17 protein-coding genes are annotated in these 16479 nt (G+C 69.6%); 9 read left to right on the forward strand and 8 right to left on the reverse strand.

The window, feature by feature from the left end; translation table 11 throughout:
* Window positions 1–50: 50 nt before the first annotated feature.
* The 3 genes from V4U86_RS20945 (at window position 51) to V4U86_RS20955 (ending at window position 2604) form a co-directional block, all read left to right on the forward strand.
* Complete coding sequence (locus V4U86_RS20945; protein WP_395307838.1) at window positions 51–725, forward strand: TetR family transcriptional regulator; 675 nt, start codon at window positions 51–53, stop codon at window positions 723–725.
* Between the two features lie 9 nt (window positions 726–734).
* A complete protein-coding gene (locus V4U86_RS20950) occupies window positions 735–1538 on the forward strand; it encodes an enoyl-CoA hydratase/isomerase family protein (protein WP_395307839.1) in 804 nt (267 codons plus the stop codon).
* Between the two features lie 106 nt (window positions 1539–1644).
* Complete coding sequence (locus tag V4U86_RS20955; protein ID WP_395307032.1) at window positions 1645–2604, forward strand: IS481 family transposase; 960 nt, start codon at window positions 1645–1647, stop codon at window positions 2602–2604.
* A 33-nt stretch (window positions 2605–2637) separates the two neighbouring features.
* Here V4U86_RS20955 and V4U86_RS20960 read toward each other — a convergent pair whose 3' ends face one another.
* Entirely contained in the window at window positions 2638–3408 is a 771-nt protein-coding gene (locus V4U86_RS20960) for an SDR family NAD(P)-dependent oxidoreductase (RefSeq protein WP_395307840.1), read from the reverse strand.
* A gap of 159 nt (window positions 3409–3567) precedes the next feature.
* Between V4U86_RS20960 and V4U86_RS20965 the strand changes: the two genes are divergently transcribed.
* Complete coding sequence (locus tag V4U86_RS20965; RefSeq protein WP_395307841.1) at window positions 3568–4335, forward strand: FkbM family methyltransferase; 768 nt, start codon at window positions 3568–3570, stop codon at window positions 4333–4335.
* Between the two features lie 3 nt (window positions 4336–4338).
* On the opposite strand, the gene V4U86_RS20970 is transcribed toward V4U86_RS20965, so the two are convergent.
* Genes V4U86_RS20970 through V4U86_RS20980 form a run of 3 tightly spaced genes read right to left on the reverse strand, consistent with a single transcriptional unit; the run spans window position 4339 to window position 8420 of the window.
* Window positions 4339–5208 (reverse strand): pseudouridine synthase, encoded by an 870-nt coding sequence (locus tag V4U86_RS20970; protein WP_395307842.1) that lies wholly within the window; start codon window positions 5206–5208, stop codon window positions 4339–4341.
* Window positions 5205–6944 (reverse strand): glycerol-3-phosphate dehydrogenase/oxidase, encoded by a 1740-nt coding sequence (locus V4U86_RS20975; protein ID WP_395307843.1) that lies wholly within the window; start codon window positions 6942–6944, stop codon window positions 5205–5207. The genes V4U86_RS20970 and V4U86_RS20975 overlap by 4 nt, the downstream gene beginning before the upstream one ends.
* Before the next feature lie 60 nt (window positions 6945–7004).
* The gene (locus tag V4U86_RS20980) at window positions 7005–8420 is read right to left on the reverse strand and encodes an NAD(P)H-quinone dehydrogenase (protein WP_395307844.1); all 1416 of its coding nucleotides are present in this window, start codon (window positions 8418–8420) and stop codon (window positions 7005–7007) included.
* A 129-nt stretch (window positions 8421–8549) separates the two neighbouring features.
* Between V4U86_RS20980 and V4U86_RS20985 the strand changes: the two genes are divergently transcribed.
* Window positions 8550–9023 (forward strand): gamma-glutamylcyclotransferase, encoded by a 474-nt coding sequence (locus V4U86_RS20985; RefSeq protein WP_395307845.1) that lies wholly within the window; start codon window positions 8550–8552, stop codon window positions 9021–9023.
* Between the two features lie 22 nt (window positions 9024–9045).
* Here the strand turns inward: V4U86_RS20985 and V4U86_RS20990 are convergent, their stop codons facing one another.
* Together V4U86_RS20990 and V4U86_RS20995 are read right to left on the reverse strand one after the other, a co-directional pair.
* Window positions 9046–10215: a M20 family metallopeptidase gene (locus tag V4U86_RS20990; RefSeq protein ID WP_395307846.1), complete on the reverse strand. Its 1170-nt coding sequence runs from the start codon at window positions 10213–10215 to the stop codon at window positions 9046–9048.
* A complete protein-coding gene (locus V4U86_RS20995) occupies window positions 10212–11396 on the reverse strand; it encodes a M20 family metallopeptidase (RefSeq protein ID WP_395307847.1) in 1185 nt (394 codons plus the stop codon). The genes V4U86_RS20990 and V4U86_RS20995 overlap by 4 nt, the downstream gene beginning before the upstream one ends.
* 18 nt (window positions 11397–11414) lie before the next feature.
* Here V4U86_RS20995 and V4U86_RS21000 point away from each other — a divergent pair, with 18 nt between their 5' ends.
* On the forward strand, window positions 11415–12209 hold the full coding sequence (locus V4U86_RS21000; RefSeq protein ID WP_395307848.1) for a purine-nucleoside phosphorylase: 795 nt from the start codon (window positions 11415–11417) through the stop codon (window positions 12207–12209).
* 5 nt (window positions 12210–12214) lie between these two features.
* Here the strand turns inward: V4U86_RS21000 and V4U86_RS21005 are convergent, their stop codons facing one another.
* A complete protein-coding gene (locus V4U86_RS21005) occupies window positions 12215–13327 on the reverse strand; it encodes an AbrB family transcriptional regulator (RefSeq protein ID WP_395307849.1) in 1113 nt (370 codons plus the stop codon).
* 98 nt (window positions 13328–13425) lie between these two features.
* Here V4U86_RS21005 and V4U86_RS21010 point away from each other — a divergent pair, with 98 nt between their 5' ends.
* The gene (locus V4U86_RS21010; RefSeq protein ID WP_395307850.1) at window positions 13426–13884 is read left to right on the forward strand and encodes a MarR family winged helix-turn-helix transcriptional regulator; all 459 of its coding nucleotides are present in this window, start codon (window positions 13426–13428) and stop codon (window positions 13882–13884) included.
* Entirely contained in the window at window positions 13881–15464 is a 1584-nt protein-coding gene (locus tag V4U86_RS21015; protein ID WP_395307851.1) for a phospho-sugar mutase, read from the forward strand. Before V4U86_RS21010 ends, V4U86_RS21015 begins: the two co-directional genes overlap by 4 nt.
* Window positions 15465–15477: 13 nt before the next feature.
* Here the strand turns inward: V4U86_RS21015 and upp are convergent, their stop codons facing one another.
* Window positions 15478–16101, reverse strand: a complete 624-nt coding sequence (gene upp / locus V4U86_RS21020) for a uracil phosphoribosyltransferase (RefSeq protein ID WP_395307852.1) — start codon at window positions 16099–16101, stop codon at window positions 15478–15480.
* 78 nt (window positions 16102–16179) lie between these two features.
* On the opposite strand from upp, the gene V4U86_RS21025 reads away from it, so the two are divergent.
* On the forward strand, window positions 16180–16479 hold the full coding sequence (locus tag V4U86_RS21025; RefSeq protein ID WP_395307853.1) for a hypothetical protein: 300 nt from the start codon (window positions 16180–16182) through the stop codon (window positions 16477–16479).

Here is a 16479-nt window from a genome sequence, read left to right on the forward strand (position 1 = left end):
GGATCGGGCACCCGCACCGACGCGTGAGTGAACAGTCGTAAACTGCATTCGTGTCCAGTCGTCCGCCCAGCCCGCGCGCAGCCCGCGGGAAGCGCCGCGAGCGCGACACGCTGTCCCGCGACGAGCGCAAGGAAGTCACCCGTCGCGCCATCGTGGCCGCCGCGCTGCATCTGCTGGAACAGGGAAACTTCACCGGCCTGAGCCTGCGGGAGGTCACCCGCGAGGCGGGAATCGTGCCGGCCGCCTTCTACCGGCATTTCGAGTCGATGGAAGCGCTGGGGCTGGTCCTCATCGACGAGTCCTTCCGGTCGCTGCGCGACATGCTCCGTGGCGCCCGCGCCGGCAAACTGGACCCGAACCATGTCATCGACTCCTCCGCGGAGATCCTGATCGCCAGCATCAGCGAGCGCCGCGAGCACTGGCGCTTCATCACCCGGGAACGCGCCAGTGGCGCGACGGTGCTGCGGTACGCCATCCGCACCGAGATCCGGCTGATCACATCGGAATTGGCCATCGATCTGGCCCGGTTTCCGGGCCTGCAGAACTGGAGCAGCGAAGACCTCAACGTGCTGGCCAACCTGTTCGTCAATGCGATGATCTCGATCGCAGAGTTGGCCGAGGACGCCACCGACGCGGCCGCGCTGGATGCGATCAAGCAGACTGCGATCAAACAGATGTCGATGATCACCATCGGCGTCCGCGGATGGCGCAGCGATACCGCATAGGGTGTCGCCATGCCTGATATGGAGTCGCCGCACCTGGAGCTGACCCGCCCCCGGCCCGAGATCGCCGTCATCACCCTCAACCGGCCCGAAAAGCTCAACGCGCTGTCCGCGCAGCTGGTCGAGGACCTGCACCACACCCTGGACGGCCTCAAGTCCGACAACGACTGCCGGGTGGTGGTGCTCACCGGCGCGGGCCGCGGCTTCTGCGCGGGCCTGGACCTCACCGATCCGGACCGGCCGGCGGTGTCGGCCGGGCTGGACACCCCGCGCGCCGGGATGCGCTACCAGGAACGCATCGCCGAGCTGACCGTGAAACTGCACCGGCTGCGGCAACCGGTGATCGCCGCGGTGAACGGCCCCGCCTACGGCGGCGGTTTCGCGCTAGCCATGGCCAGCGATATCCGGGTCGCCGCCCGGACGGCACGTTTCTGCACGCAGTTCATCAAGCTCGGCATCGGCGGCTGCGACATCGGGGTCAGCTACACCCTGCCCCGCATCATCGGGGCGGGACCGGCGTTCGACCTGATCCTCACGGCCCGCACGGTGGAGGCCGACGAGGCGTTGCGCCTCGGCATGGTCACCCGCATCGCCGAGGACGGTGCCGCGCTGGAGGATGCTCTCGCGATCGCCGACACCTTGTGCGGTTACGGGAAATTCGGCCTCGAATCCACCAAGCAGGTGTTGTGGGCCAATCTCGACGCGGGCAGCCTGGAGAACGCCCTGCACGTCGAGAACCGCAGCCAGATCCTGGCCGGCAGCAGCGGCGAGATGCGGGCGTTCGCCGAAGCTTTCGGGCAGCGCAAGAAGAGCTAGCTGTATTCAGCCATGACGTTGGTAGCGGGCGTGTTGGCTTGATGTGAGGAGAACCTCCGGGTGAGGTGTGGCTTGTCGAAGGCCCATCACCAACCCGGAGGTTCTCGTGTCCCACCGTAATGCCCGCACCACCCTGCATGGCCGATTGCTGATCGTGCAACGCCACCAGCAGGGCTGGAAACAGGCCCATATCGCCGACGCGATGGGCATCTCCCGCAAATGCGTACACACCTGGATCAGCCGTTTCGCCGCTGAAGGCGAAGCCGGACTTCATGACCGGTCCTCACGACCGCACCACAGCCCAACCAAGACCCCAGCACGCGTGGAACGCCAAGTAGTCGCCGCGCGGCGTAAACACCGCCGCGGCCAGGACTGTCTGGGCCCTGAGCTCGGAATCCCGGCCCGCACGGTGGCTCGGATTCTGCGTCGCCGCGGTGTCCCCTATCTGCGGGACTGCGATCCGATGACCGGCGCGGTGATCAAAGCATCCAAAGCCACCACCCGACGCTATGAGCGAGACCGCCCTGGCGAATTGGTGCATGTCGATGTCAAGAAGCTCGGACGCATCCCGGACGGTGGCGGGTGGCGTGCGCATGGCCGCAGCGAGAAGGTCCGCGGCCGCGGGATCGGCTATGACTACGTGCACTCGATGGTCGATGACCACAGCCGGCTGGCCTACTCAGAAATTCATGCCGACGAGAAAGGAGCGACGTGCGCTGCTTTCATCGCCAGGGCGGCTATTTACTTTCAATCCCACGGCATTACGGCCATCGAAGGCGTCATCACCGACAACCACTGGAGTTACCGGCGCTCCACCGACGTCGCCGCAGTCCTGCGCCAACTTCACGCCAAACACCTGTTCATCAAGCCGCATTGCCCATGGCAGAACGGCAAGGTAGAACGCTATAACCGCACCCTGCAAAGCGAATGGTCTTACCGGCGAGTGTTCGCCTCCAACGCCGACCGCGCCCAAGCCCTTGCACCCTGGGTCGAGTTCTACAACACTCAACGCCGCCACAGCGCACTCGACGGACTACCACCCATCAGCCGACTGCGACCAACCTGATGGCCGAATACAGCTAGCGCGCGATCACACCGCTCAGCGCGGGGTACCGCCGCCGTCGACGATGACGACCTGCCCGGTCATGTAGCTGCCCGCATCCGAGCACAGCAGCAGGGCCGCCCCGACCATCTCATCGGGAGACGCGAGCCGTTTCATCAACGTGCCGGCGGTCATCGCTTCGATGGCCTGCGCCGGGTTGTTGCGCATCATGTCGGTGTCCACCGGTCCGGGAGCGATCGCGTTGACCCGCACACCGGACGGCGCGAGTTCGGCCGCCATCGAGCGCGTCACCGACATCAGAGCCGCCTTTCCGGAGGCGTAGATGGCCAGCGACGGCGCAAAGTTGAAGGCGCCGACGGACACCATGTTCAGCACCGCCGCCGAGGAACTCTGCTTCAGATACGGCAGTGCGTGCTGCACGAGGAACACCGGCCCCTGCAGGTTGACCGCGTACGACTTCGTCCAGGCTTCCGGAGTCATCTGCCCGAGCGGCTGGGCCAGTGCGTTGGCGGCGTTGTTGACCACCACGTCGATACCGCCGAACTCCTCGACCGTGGCCGACACCAGCGCGCCCAGATCGTCGGGATCACCCACATGGGTCGGCACACCCAGGGCCTGCCCGCCGAGGGCTCGCAGATGCTGCGCCGCCGCGGCACAGGCGTCGGGCTTACGGCTGGCCACCACCACTCGCGCGCCGGCCAGCACGAAACCCTCGGCCAGTGCGAGGCCGATGCCCCGCGTCCCGCCGGTCACGATCACCGTGCGATCGGCCATGTCGAACAGTCGGTCAAACCCGGTGCGATCCACGCCGGTCAGTAGACCAGAAAAGGTGCCGGTTTCATCGGACAAACCCGAGTCGGGCGGCGGTCGCGTCCCGTCGATACCGGGCAAATCGGGCCTTGTGAACACCTCCACCCACAAATCCGGCATACTTGCCGCCGGATGAATGCCCACGATGGAGGTGCAATGCAGGTCGCTGGCCGCAGTATCGGCAAGATCGCCGGCTCAGTGCTGCAACGTCGCCACTACGTGGCGGCACGCAACATGATCAAGGTCTACGAGCATCCGGTCGACATCTTCCGGCGCTATCTCAGCGGCTCCGGCGACTACCCCACCACCGTGCGCCTGCGCACCCCGCTGGGCTGGGTGTCGCTGCAGCTGTACACCGCGCATGACCTGCTGACGGTCAACGAGATCTTCTGCCGCTCCGACTACCAGGCCGGCCCCGCCGACCGGGTGATCGTGGATTTCGGGTCCAACATCGGCATCTCGGCGGCCTACTTCCTGTCCCGCAATCCCGATGCGTTCGTGTATCTGTTCGAGCCGCTGCCCCGCAACATCGCTCGGCTGCAGGACAACCTGCGCCCGTTCGAGGGCCGTTACGCCTTGCAGGAGGTCGCCGTCAGCACCGCCGAGGGCGAGGTCGAGTTCGGCTGGGAGGAAACCGGCCGTTACGGTGGCGTCGATGCCGCGTTCGGCAACTCGCTGACCGTGAAAAGCGTGGATTCGCAGCGGGTTCTGCGTGACGTCGTGGACAAGCACGGCCACATCGACATCCTCAAGATCGACATCGAAGGCCTGGAATCGGCGGTGATCAACCACATCCCCGCCGACCTGGCCGCCAAGATCGACAAACTCTACGTCGAGTACGTCTTCGACCATAACCCGCTGGCCACAACGCACACCCTGGTTCAGTACGGCGACATCGCGCAGTTCACGCTCATCGGCGGCTGATCCTCACCCCGTCAGCGACCGGTCGCTGACGAACCGGCGTGGCGCACCGGTGATCGGATCGTCGAACTCCAGTGTGTGAGCCAGCAATTGCAGCGGCGCACTGAAATCGTCGGCGGCCACCTCGCGCACCTCCGGGTACAGCGGATCGTGCTCGATCGGCACCCCGATCGAGCACATGTGCACCCGCAGCTGGTGGGTGCGGCCGGTGCGTGGGGTCAACCGGTACCGCCCCGCTCCGAGCGGTTCGACGTACGTTTCGGCGTTCGGCTCGCCGGGCTCCTCGAATGCCTGTAACCGGCTGCGTTCCTTGATGATCCGGCTGCGCAGCACCGCGGGCAGCTCGATGGTGGGCGTGCCGGTGGCGCGCGCCAGGTACGTCTTGCGCACCCGGCCGCCGGCGAACATCGTCTGATAGGCGCCCCGCGCTTGCCGGCGGCTGGTGAACAGCAGCACCCCGGCGGTCAGCCGGTCCAGCCGGTGTGCGGGGCTCAGTTCGGGCAGGTCGAGCTCGCGGCGCAGTCGCACCAGGGCGGTCTGTGCGACATGGCCACCGCGTGGCATGGTGGCCAGGAAGTGCGGTTTGTCGACGACGACGATGTCGTCGTCGCGGAACAGGATCGGCACGTCGAACGGGACCGGTACCTCGTCGGGCAGATCGCGGTAGAGGTAGACATGCGAATTCGGCTGCAGCACAGTCGCGGCGGTGACGACGGTGCCGTCGGCGGTGACGACCTCCCCGTCGAGCACCTTCTGCGCGGCGGCCTCGCCGAACCGGTCCGCCAACTCGACGAGCACCGCGCCGCCGCGGAGACGCACTCGCGCCGGGCCGATCCCGTCCCGGTCGGGTAGCGGCGCGCGCCTGGGTCGCCTCAATTCAGCGGGACCGGTTCCAGGATCTCCGCACGCGCCTCCGGTGCCGCCGCCCGCAACGCATCCGCGGACTCGTCGTCGGGCTGGGTCTGCGAGAGCACCTCGGCCTCCACCCGGGCCAGGTAGGTCACCACCTCGCGCTCGACATCCTCGGCGCTCCACCCCAGCACGGGGGCTACGGTTTCGGCCACCTCGCGGGCGCAATCGACACCACGGTGCGGGTACTCGATCGAGATGCGCATCCGGCGGGCCAGAACGTCCTCCAGATGCAGCGCCCCCTCGGCGGCCACCGCGTAGACGGCCTCCACCTTCAGGTACACCGGAGCACCGGTGATCGGTTCCAGCAGTTCGGGTTTCCCGTCGGCCATCGCCAGGACCTCGCCGATCAGCGAGCCGTAGCGGTCCAGCAGGTGACGCACCCGGTAGGGGTGCAGACCGTAATACGCGCCGACATGCTCGGTCTGGTTCACCAGCGCGAAGTACCCGTCGGCGCCCACCAGCGGCACCTTCTCGGTGATCGACGGTGCCACCCGGGTCGGGACGAACTCGGCGGCCGCGTCGATGGCGTCCTCACCCATCACCCGGTAGGTGGTGTACTTGCCGCCCGCGATGGCGACCAGACCCGGCGAAGGCACCGCGACGGCGTGCTCACGAGAGAGCTTCGAGGTGGATTCGCTCTCCCCGGCCAGCAGCGGGCGCAGCCCCGCGTACACCCCGTCGATGTCATCGTGGGTCAGCGGAGTGGCCAGCACCGTGTTGACATGGGAGAGGATGTAGTCGATGTCGGCCTTGGTCGCGGCCGGGTGCGCCAGGTCCAGATTCCAGTCGGTGTCGGTGGTGCCGATGATCCAGTGCGTGCCCCACGGGATCACGAACAGCACCGACTTCTCGGTGCGCAGGATGATCGCCACCTCGCTGACCACCCGGTCCCGCGGCACCACGATGTGCACACCCTTGGACGCGCGCACCCGGAAACGGCCGCGCTCCTTGGACAGTGCCTGGATCTCGTCGGTCCACACGCCCGTGGCGTTCACCACCACATGCCCGTGCACCTCGGTCACCGCGCCGTTCTCCGAGTCGCGGACCTTCACTCCGGTGACCCGGTCCCCCTCCCGCAGCAGGTCCACCACCTGGGTGGAGGTCCGCACCACGGCGCCGTAGTGGGCGGCCGTGCGCGCCACCGTCATGGTGTGCCGGGCGTCGTCGACGACGGTGTCGTAGTAGCGGATGCCCCCGATCAGCGAACTGCGCTTGAGTCCCGGCGCCAGCCGCAGCGCACCCGCCTTGAGCAGATGCTTCTGCGCCGGAACCGATTTCGCGCCACCGAGCTGGTCATAGAGGAAGATTCCCGCGGCGATGTACGGACGTTCCCACAGCCGCTTGGTCAGCGGGAACAGGAACGGCAGCGGCTTGACCAGGTGCGGCGCCAGCGTCGTCAGCGACAGCTCACGCTCGTGCAGGGCCTCGCGCACCAGGCCGAACTCCAGCTGCTCCAGGTAGCGCAGGCCGCCGTGGAACATCTTCGAACTGCGACTGGAGGTTCCGGACGCGAAGTCACGCGCCTCCACCAGCGCAACCTTCAGGCCGCGGGTCGCGGCGTCCAGGGCCGCGCCGGCACCGACCACGCCGCCGCCGATGACCACGACATCGAACTGTTCGCTGCCGAGCCGTTCCCACGCTGCCGCGCGCTGGGCGGGACCGAGCTGAGCTTGACCATTACCTGAAATCGGGTCAGTCACGCCTTCGAGCCTACGTTGCACGACCCGCCGGTGTGGCCTGTCAGGGTCTGGACCTGACCCTCAGTCGAGATCGTCGTGGGCCATCAGGCGCCGGGCGGCCTCGACGATGGATCCCGACAGGGACGGATAGACCGACAGCGTCTGCGCCAGATCGGTCACCGTCAGGTTGTTCTGCACGGCGAGCGCGATCGGCAGGATCAGTTCGGAGGCGATCGGCGCGACCACCACACCGCCGATGACCACGCCGGTGGCCGGGCGGCAGAAGATCTTGATGAAGCCGCGTCGCAGCAGCGACATCTTGGCCCTGGCATTGGTGGTCAGCGGCAGCATCAGGGTGCGGGCGGGCACCTCGCCGCTGTCGATCTTGGTCTGCGGGACGCCGACCGCGGCGATCTCCGGGCGGGTGAACACCGCCGCGGCCACCGTGCGCAACCGGATCGGCGAGACGCCCTCGCCCAGGGCGTGATACATGGCGATGCGGCCCTGCATGGCGGCCACCGAGGCCAACGGCAGCAGGCCGGTGCAGTCCCCGGCGGCGTAGATGCCCGGCGCGGAGGTCCGCGAGACCCGGTCGACGTTCAGATAGTTACCCGGGCCCAGCTCGATGCCGACCCGCTCCAAGCCCAGACCGCTGGTGTTGGGCACCGACCCGACGGTCATCAGGGCGTGACTGCCCTCCACGGTGCGCCCGTCGGCCATCGCCACCTGCACACCGGTGTCGGTCCGGGTCACCGAATCGGCGCGGGCGTTCTTGACCAGCTGCACGCCGCGTTCGGCGAACGCCTCCTCCAGCACCGCGGCCGCGTCGGAGTCCTCGTGCGGCAGGATCTGGTCCCGGCTGGCCACCACCGTCACCTTGACGCCGAGCTCGGTGTAGGCGCTGCAGAACTCGGCGCCGGTGACGCCGGAACCGACGATCACCAGGTGCTCGGGCAGCTCGGTGAGGTCATAGAGCTGGCGCCAGTTGAGGATGCGTTCACCGTCGGGACGCGCGTTGGGCAGCACCCGCGGGGTGGCGCCGGTCGCGATGAGCACCACGTCGGCCTTGACCACCCCGACCTTGCCGGCCGAGGTGGTCACCTTCACCCGGTGATGGGCCATGCCGGGAACGTCGTCGACCAGTTCGCCGCGGCCCTGCACCACGTTGACGCCCTCCCGCAGCAGGTGGGCGCCGATGTCGGCGGATTGCGACCGGGCCAGGGTCTTGACGCGGTTGTGGATCTGCCCGAGCGAGATCTTGGCGTCCTCGATGGCGATGTCGAAGCCCAGGCCGTTGGCGCGACGCAGCTCGGTGCGCACCCCGGTCGAGGCGATGAACGTCTTGGACGGAACGCAGTCGAACAGCACGCAGGCACCGCCGATCCCGTCGGAGTCGATGACGGTCACCTGCGCGGTCTCCGGTCCGCGGGCCGCGGCAACCAGGGCTGCCTCATATCCGGCGGGACCGCCGCCGATGATCACGATGCGGGTGGGCACGTCCTAGAACGTAGTGGGTCACTGTCCTCATGCCCAGCTGGGTCGAACCCGCGGCGCTGTGCCCAAGGCCACCCATCTATCTCCCGGGTCGCTACGCTCCCGCGCACCGCACCGCTTAAGGTTGGGCGCGTGCCGCTCTACGCCGCTTACGGGTCGAACATGCATCCGGAACAGATGCTGCAGCGCGCCCCCCATTCCCCGATGGCGGGCACCGGGTGGCTCTACGGCTGGCGGCTGACCTTCGGAGGCGAGGACCTCAGCTGGGAGGGCGCGCTGGCGACCCTGGTCGAGGATCCGCTGTCGCGGGTGTTCGTCGTGCTCTACGACGTGACCCGCGAGGACGAGGAGAACCTCGATCGCTGGGAGGGCTCCGAACTCGGCTTCCACAAAAAGATCCGCTGCCGGGTGGACCGGCTCACCTCCGACACCACCACCGACCCGGTGCTGGCGTGGCTGTACGTCGTCGACGCCTGGGAGGGCGGACTGCCGTCGGCGCGCTATCTCGGCGTGATGGCCGACGCCGCGGAGATCGCCGGCGCACCGGCGGACTACGTGCACGACATCCGGACCCGTCCGGCCCGCAACGTGGGCCCGGGCACCTAGACCGCGGTCCCACACCCGGCGCCTACACCCGCGCGGAGTGCTCCACCAGGTTCACCATGGTGCGCACCCCGACGGCCAGCGCGCGCTCGTCCAGGTCGAACGTGGGTTGGTGCAGGTCCAGCTGCGACCCCTGGCCCGACCACACGCCGAGGCGCGCCATCGCCCCGGGCACCTCCTCCAGGTACCAGGAGAAGTCCTCACCGCCACCGGACTGATGGGTGTCGGCCAGCGCGGTCGGCCCCAGCGCCTCGATCGCGTGGGTGAGGATGCGGGTGGACAGTTCCTCGTTGACCACCGGCGGCACCCCGCGGCGGTAGTTCACGCTGTACTCCACCGCCAACGGTGCCAGCAGTGACGAAACAATCTCGTGCACAAGCGATTCCAGGGTCAGCCAGGTTTCGCGGCTGGACGTCCGGATGGTCCCGCCCAGGGTGCCGGTCTGCGGAATGGCGTTGGCCGCCACGCCGGCGTTGACCGCGCCCCACACCATCACCGTGCTCTTGCGCGGATCGACGCGCCGCGACAACACCCCGGGCACCCCGGTGATCAGGGTGCCCAGCGCGTACACCAGATCGCCGGTCAGATGCGGGCGCGATGTGTGCCCGCCCGGTGAGTGCAGGGTGATCTCGATCGAGTCGGCCGCCGAGGTGATCGGGCCCAGCCGCACCGCCACCTTGCCGACCTCCAGGCGCGGGTCGCAGTGCAGCGCGAAGATCCGCGCCACCCCGGACACCGCGCCGGCGGCCACCGCGTCGATCGCGCCGCCGGGCATCAACTCCTCGGCGGGCTGGAACAGCAGCCGCACCCCGACGGGCAGTTCCGGCGCCGTCGCCAGGGCCAGGCCCGCGCCGAGCAGCACGCTGGTGTGTGCGTCATGACCGCAGGCGTGCGCCACACCGGGCACCGTCGAGGAGAACGGCAGGCCCGTGCGCTCGGCCATCGGCAGTGCGTCCATATCGGCACGCAGCGCGATACGCGGTCGATCCTCGGGCCCGAAGTCACAGGTCAGACCGGTCCCGCCGGGCAGCACCTTGGGATTGAGGCCGGCGTCGGCCAACCGGGACGCGACGAACTCGGTGGTGGCGAACTCCTGACGGCCCAACTCGGGGTGGGCATGGATGTGCCGGCGCCAGGACACCAGCTCGTCGTGGTGGGCGGCCAACCAGGCGTCGGTGTGCTCAGCCAGCGTCATGATGCCCTCCTGCGGGCCTGCGCTGCCAGCACCCGGTCACGTTCGCTTGCGTTCTGCGCCAAGGCCACCACGGTGCGCGCCAGCATGATCGATCCGTCGACGACGGCCTTGTCCGCGCTGGGGCCGGCGGCCGCCGCGGTGAACTCCTGCTGATGCAGCGAGGCTCCCCCCGCATCGATGCCGACGACCGGGTGGATGCCCGGCAGCCGTTGGGTGACATTGCCCATGTCGGTGCTGCCCAGTGGCAACGCCGCCTCCAATTCCGCCGGCAGCGGGTGCCGGCCGTTGCGGATCATCTCGGCACGAAATACCTCGGCCAGGAACGGATCCGGCGCCAGCGCGTCGTACGCCGGCGCGGTCTCTGCGACCTCGTGTGCACTGCCGGTGGCCACTGCTCCCGCGGAGAAGCAGCCCGCCATCCTGGCCTCCAGTGCCTGCAACGAGGCCATGTCGGTGGCGCGCATGCTGTAGCGCAGTTCGGCGTGCGCCGGGATGACGTTGGTCGCCTCGCCGCCATGGGTGACGATGCCGTGCACCATCTGTCCGGGCGCGAGTTGCTGGCGCAGCAACCCGATCGCCACCTGGGCGACGGTGACCGCGTCGGCGGCGTTGACGCCGAGATGGGGCGCGACGGCGGCGTGCGATTCGCGGCCGGTGTAGGTGACCGCAACCTCGGTGAGCGCCAGCGACCGGGCCGCGGCGATATCGGCGGGGCCCGGGTGCAGCATCACCGACGCGGCGATGTCATCGAAGACTCCGGCGTTGAGCAGCAACACCTTTCCGCCGCCGGCCTCCTCGGCCGGGGTGCCCAGGAGCACGACCGTCAGATCGAGTTCGTCGGCCACCTCGGCCAACGCCAGCGCGGTGCCCACCGCGGAGGCCGCGATGATGTTGTGCCCGCACGCGTGCCCGATGCCCGGCAGTGCGTCGTACTCGGCGCAGACGCCGATCACCAGCGAGCCGCTGCCGAACTCGGCACGGAACGCGGTGTCCAGGCCGCCGGGCGCCGCGGTCATCGCGAAACCCCGTTCGGCGACCAGCGTCTGGGTCTTGGCGCAGCTGCGGTGCTCGGCGAAGGACAACTCCGGTTCGGCATGGATGTCGTGCGACAGGGCGATGAGATCGGCGCTGCGGCGGTTCACCGCGTCCTCGACGCACGACGACGCGGTGACGGTGGACATACTGGCAGTATCTCACTCGTGTCAGAACCCCAGTCGGCCGCCAATGACGCCGCCACCGCGATCCGCGAGCACACCGGGGTGCCCACCCACGACGTCGCCGTGGTGCTCGGCTCGGGATGGGCGCCGGCGCTGACCGCGCTCGGCGAGCCGTCGGCGTCGCTGCCGATGGCCGACCTGCCCGGATTCAGCCCGCCCACCGCCGCCGGTCACGGTGGTCAGGTGCATTCGATCCGCATCGGCTCACACCGGGTGCTGGTGCTGGTCGGACGCATCCACGCCTATGAGGGCCACGATCTGCGCCATGTCGTGCACCCGGTTCGGACCGCCTGCGCGGCCGGGGCGTCGACGGTGATCCTGACCAATGCCGCGGGCGGACTGCGTTCGGAGTACACCGTCGGCCAACCGGTGCTGATCAGCGATCACCTGAATCTGACCGCCCGTTCGCCGCTGGTCGGGGCCCAGTTCGTCGATCTGGTGGACGCCTACGCTCCCCGGTTGCGCGCCGTCGCCCGGGAGATCGACCCCACCCTGGCCGAGGGTGTGTACGCCGGGCTGCCCGGCCCGCACTACGAGACACCGGCCGAGATCCGGATGTTGCGCACCCTGGGCGCGGACCTGGTGGGCATGTCGACGGTGCACGAGACGATCGCCGCGCGCGCCGCCGGGGCGCAGGTGCTGGGGGTGTCGCTGGTGACGAACCTGGCCGCCGGGATGACCGGTGAACCGCTCAGCCACGAAGAGGTACTGGAGGCCGGGCGCCGGTCGGCGGCACGGATGGGCGCGCTGCTGGCCGGGGTCATCGCCCGGCTGTAACGAACTCAGCGCACGCTCGGGGCCGCCCGGGATGTCTCGGGCGTCGAGGTGGCGGACCGGCGGAAACGGTCGCTCAACCGCATGATCACCTTGGCCAGCAACGGCGCGGCGAACAGCATCAGCAGGATACGCACCACCTGCGCGGCGATCACGAAGGTGACGTTGGACCCCGTCTCGACGGCGGTGGCCAGTACCGCGTACACCCCGCCGGGGCTGGTGGCCAGATACCCCTCCAGTGGGGTCAACCCGGCGACGCGGGCCAGCACCACGCCCAGACCCGCGGTGGCGACGGTCAGCGCCACGATCAGGGCCAGCGCGGCGGGCAGCGTGCGACCGACCGCGCGCAGCGACTCGCGGGTGAAGGCCACGCCCGCCTGCCACCCGATGATCAGATAACCGACCTCCACCAGCACGGCCGGCACGCTCAGATCGAACGGGACGGGGCTGAGTTGCAGTACGACCGTCAGCGCCAGCGGACCGAGCAGACCCGCGCCGGGGAGCCGGATCCACCGGCCCACCGTGGCGCCGGCGAGCACCAGGACCGCGAGCACCAGCAGACCGAGATACCAAGGGGCCGAGGATGCTTGGTCGACACTGGTGGCGAGATGGGTGCGCTCGGCGCGGTAGATCAGGGTGACCACGATCGGCATCGAAGCGGTCACCAGCGCGACCCGCAGGTACTGCACGACGGCGACCACCCGGTCGTCGGCGCCGAGTTCCCGCGCGATGGCCACCAGGCCGGAGGCCCCGCCGGCCACCATGGCCAGCGACCCGGTCAGCGGGCTCACGTCGCGGCGCAGTCCGAGCAGGGCACCGGCGGCCACGCTGATGAGCAGGGTGGCGACCGCCACCGCCAGCACCACCACCCAGTGCGGTCCGAGCGCACCCAGCGCGTCACGGGACACCATGGTGCCGATATAGACACCGAGCACACCCTGCGCGGCGACGCCGATCCTGCGGGGCACCGCCTTCGGAGCCAGGTTCGCCAACGCCAGCGCGATGCCGACCACCAGGGCGGCGAACAGTCCGGCGGACGGGACGCCGACCAGGTTCAGCGGGATGGTGACCGCCACGCTGACCACCGCCAGCAGGATCCACTTGGCCGTTGCACGCCACATCCCCACAGGCACCCCTCCTTCATTTGCAAGTATGCCCTTACTTTTCTTTCCGATCAAACAGGACTATCACCGATAATTGCCAAGGTATAACTTGGTATATGACGAAGCAGGACACCTCCGCGGCGACCGAGTTGCGGGAATCGGTGATGGCCGTGGCCCGCCAGTTGCGCCGCCACCGCCCCGACCACGGGCTGACCCTGAGCCAGATGCAGGTGCTCGCCGAGGTCACCCGCACCGGCGCCGCCACCCCGGCCGAGCTGGCCGCGCGCATGCATGTGCGCGTGCAGTCGCTGACCGACAGCATCAACGGCCTCGTCGCCGCCGGCCTGGCCTCGAGGCGGCCCGACGACACCGACCGCCGCCGCCAACTCGTCGAACTCACCGACGGCGGCCGCACGCTGCTGGCCGCCGACCGCGCCGAGCGGGACGCCTGGCTGGACGACTCGATGCGCGAACACCTCACCGAACTGGAGTTCGGACTGCTCCTGCTGGTCGCCCCGATACTGCGCAAGCTGGCCGACGCCGACACCCCGGCAGCGGGCACAATCAGCCCATGACCGAGGTGCAGGACTGGATCGAACACGACCCCGACCCGGCCACCGCCGCCGAACTGGCCGCCTGCGACGCCGACGAGATCGCCCGGCGCTTCGCGCACCCGCTGACCTTCGGCACCGCCGGTCTGCGCGGACCGCTGCACGGCGGACCGGACGGCATGAACCTCGCGGTGGTGCTGCGCGCGACGTGGGCGCTGGCACAGGTGCTCAAGGGCCGTTGCCTGGGCGGCTCAGCGGTGGTGGTCGGACGCGACGCTCGACACGGATCCGAGGAGTTCGCCCGGGCGGCCGCGGAAGTACTTGCCGCCGAGGGCTTCTCGGTGACCTTCCTCTACGCCGCCGCCCCGACCCCGGTGGTCGCGTTCGCGGTGCGCCGACTCGGCGCGGCCGCCGGTGTGCAGATCACCGCATCGCACAACCCGCCCCGCGACAACGGCTACAAGGTGTTCGTCGACGGTGGCCTGCAGATCATCTCCCCCACCGACCGCGACATCGAGTCCGCGATCACCCGGGCCCCGCACGCCGACGAAATCTCCCGCGCCGCCGTCGAACCGTCGGGCGCCGACATCGTGGCCGCCTACCTGGAGCGCGCCGCCACCGTCCGCCGCACCGTCGGTTCGGTGCGGGTGGCCCTCACCCCAATGCACGGCGTCGGCGGCGAATTCGCCCTGGACGCACTGGCCCTCGCCGGTGTGGATGACGTCCACGTCGTCGACGCCCAGTTCGCACCCGACCCCGACTTCCCCACCGTCGCCTTCCCCAATCCCGAGGAACCCGGCGCCACCGATCTGCTGCTCGCGCTGGCCGCCGAGGTGGATGCCGACGTGGCGATCGCCCTGGACCCCGACGCGGACCGCTGCGCCGTCGGCGTCCCCGCCGCGACCGGCTGGCGGATGCTGACCGGCGACGAAACCGGTTGGCTACTCGGCGATCACCTGCTGTCGGCGCACCCCGATCCGGCCGCCGCACTGGTGGCCAGCACGGTGGTGTCCTCCCGGATGCTCGCCGCCATCGCCGCCGGGCACGGCGCGGCGCACGCCGAGACCCTCACCGGGTTCAAGTGGCTGGCGCGCGCCACCGCCCCGGGCGCGACGCTGATCTACGCCTACGAGGAGGCCATCGGCCACTGCGTCGACCCGGACGCCGTGCGCGACAAGGACGGCATCAGCGCGGCCGTGCTGGTCTGCGACCTCGTCGCGGCCCTCCGGTCACGGGGCCGCACGCTGCCCGACGCCCTCGATGAGCTGGCCCGCCGGCACGGCGTACACCTGACCTCGGCGGTATCGCGGCGCGTCGAGGACGCTGGGACGGCCATGGCGGCGCTGCGCGCCGACCCCCCTGCCGCGCTGGCCGGCATCCCGGTGTCCGTCGACGACCTGCAAGAGCGGCGCGGACCACAGCGCACGGATGCCCTGGTGTTCGGCGGGGACGGGGTACGCGTGGTGGTGCGCCCGTCGGGCACCGAACCGAAACTGAAGTCCTACATCGAGATTCGTCGCGCCCCGGCCGAGGACCTCACCGCCGAACGGGAGACGGCACAGCGGCTGATGACCGAGGTCGCGGCGGCCGTCGCACAGTGGTGACGGGCCGCACAGCTCAGCGCGGGCCGAACTGGCGGTCGCCCGCGTCCCCCAGTCCGGGAACGATGTAGGCGATGTCGTTGAGGCCCTCGTCGATGGTCGCGGTGATCAGCCGCACGTCGGGGGCGGCCGCCCGCAGCGCGGCGATCCCCTCCGGCGCGCAGACCACACACACCGCGGTGATGTCGACGGCGTTGCGGGCCTTGAGAAGTCCGATGGTGTGCGCCATCGAGCCGCCGGTGGCGAGCATCGGGTCGAGCACGAACACCGCCCGGTTGCTCAGGTCCTCCGGCAGCGAGGCCAGGTACGGGGTCGGCTGATGGGTCTCCTCGTCACGGGCCATGCCGACGAAACCCACCTGGGCTTCCGGGATGAGCGCATGCGCCTGATCGACCATGCCGAGACCGGCGCGCAGCACCGGCACCAGCAGGGGCGGATTGGCCAGCCGCGAACCGGTGGTGTCGGTGACCGGCGTCCGCACCGGGATGGTTTCGCTCGGCGCATCCCGGGTCGCCTCATAGATGAGCATCAGCGTCAGATCCCGCAATGCCGCGCGGAAGGCCGCGTTGTCGGTGCGCTCATCGCGCAACGAGGTCAGGCGTGCAGCGGCCAGGGGGTGGTCAACGACGCGTACATCCATGTGCGCAGAGGTTAGTCGGGCGAGGGTGCCGCGGCGAGATCAGTGGAACCGAACGGTCGCGGCGCGCGTCATAACCACATGTTCGCTGATACCGCTGCCATCACCGTCGCCGGCGCCGAGCTGTCCCGATCGGCCACCGAGTTCGACGGCATCGCCGGTGACCTGCCCGCCGCGCTCGCACCGTGGGTGCCCGCCCTCGGACCTGTCGGGGCGGATTTCCTGGCCGCGCTGGCCTCCGCGCTGGACGAGTCCGCCGCTCAGGTGGCCCGGCTCGGCGGCGACCTCGCCGCAGCCGCCGGCCTCGCCGTCCGGACGGCGGCCGCCTACGCCGACGTCGAGCACCGGACCGACCGTTCGATCGCCATGCTCGGCGGCTGA

It is taken from the genome of Mycobacterium sp. AMU20-3851 (assembly GCF_043974665.1).
GTDB lineage: Bacteria > Actinomycetota > Actinomycetes > Mycobacteriales > Mycobacteriaceae > Mycobacterium.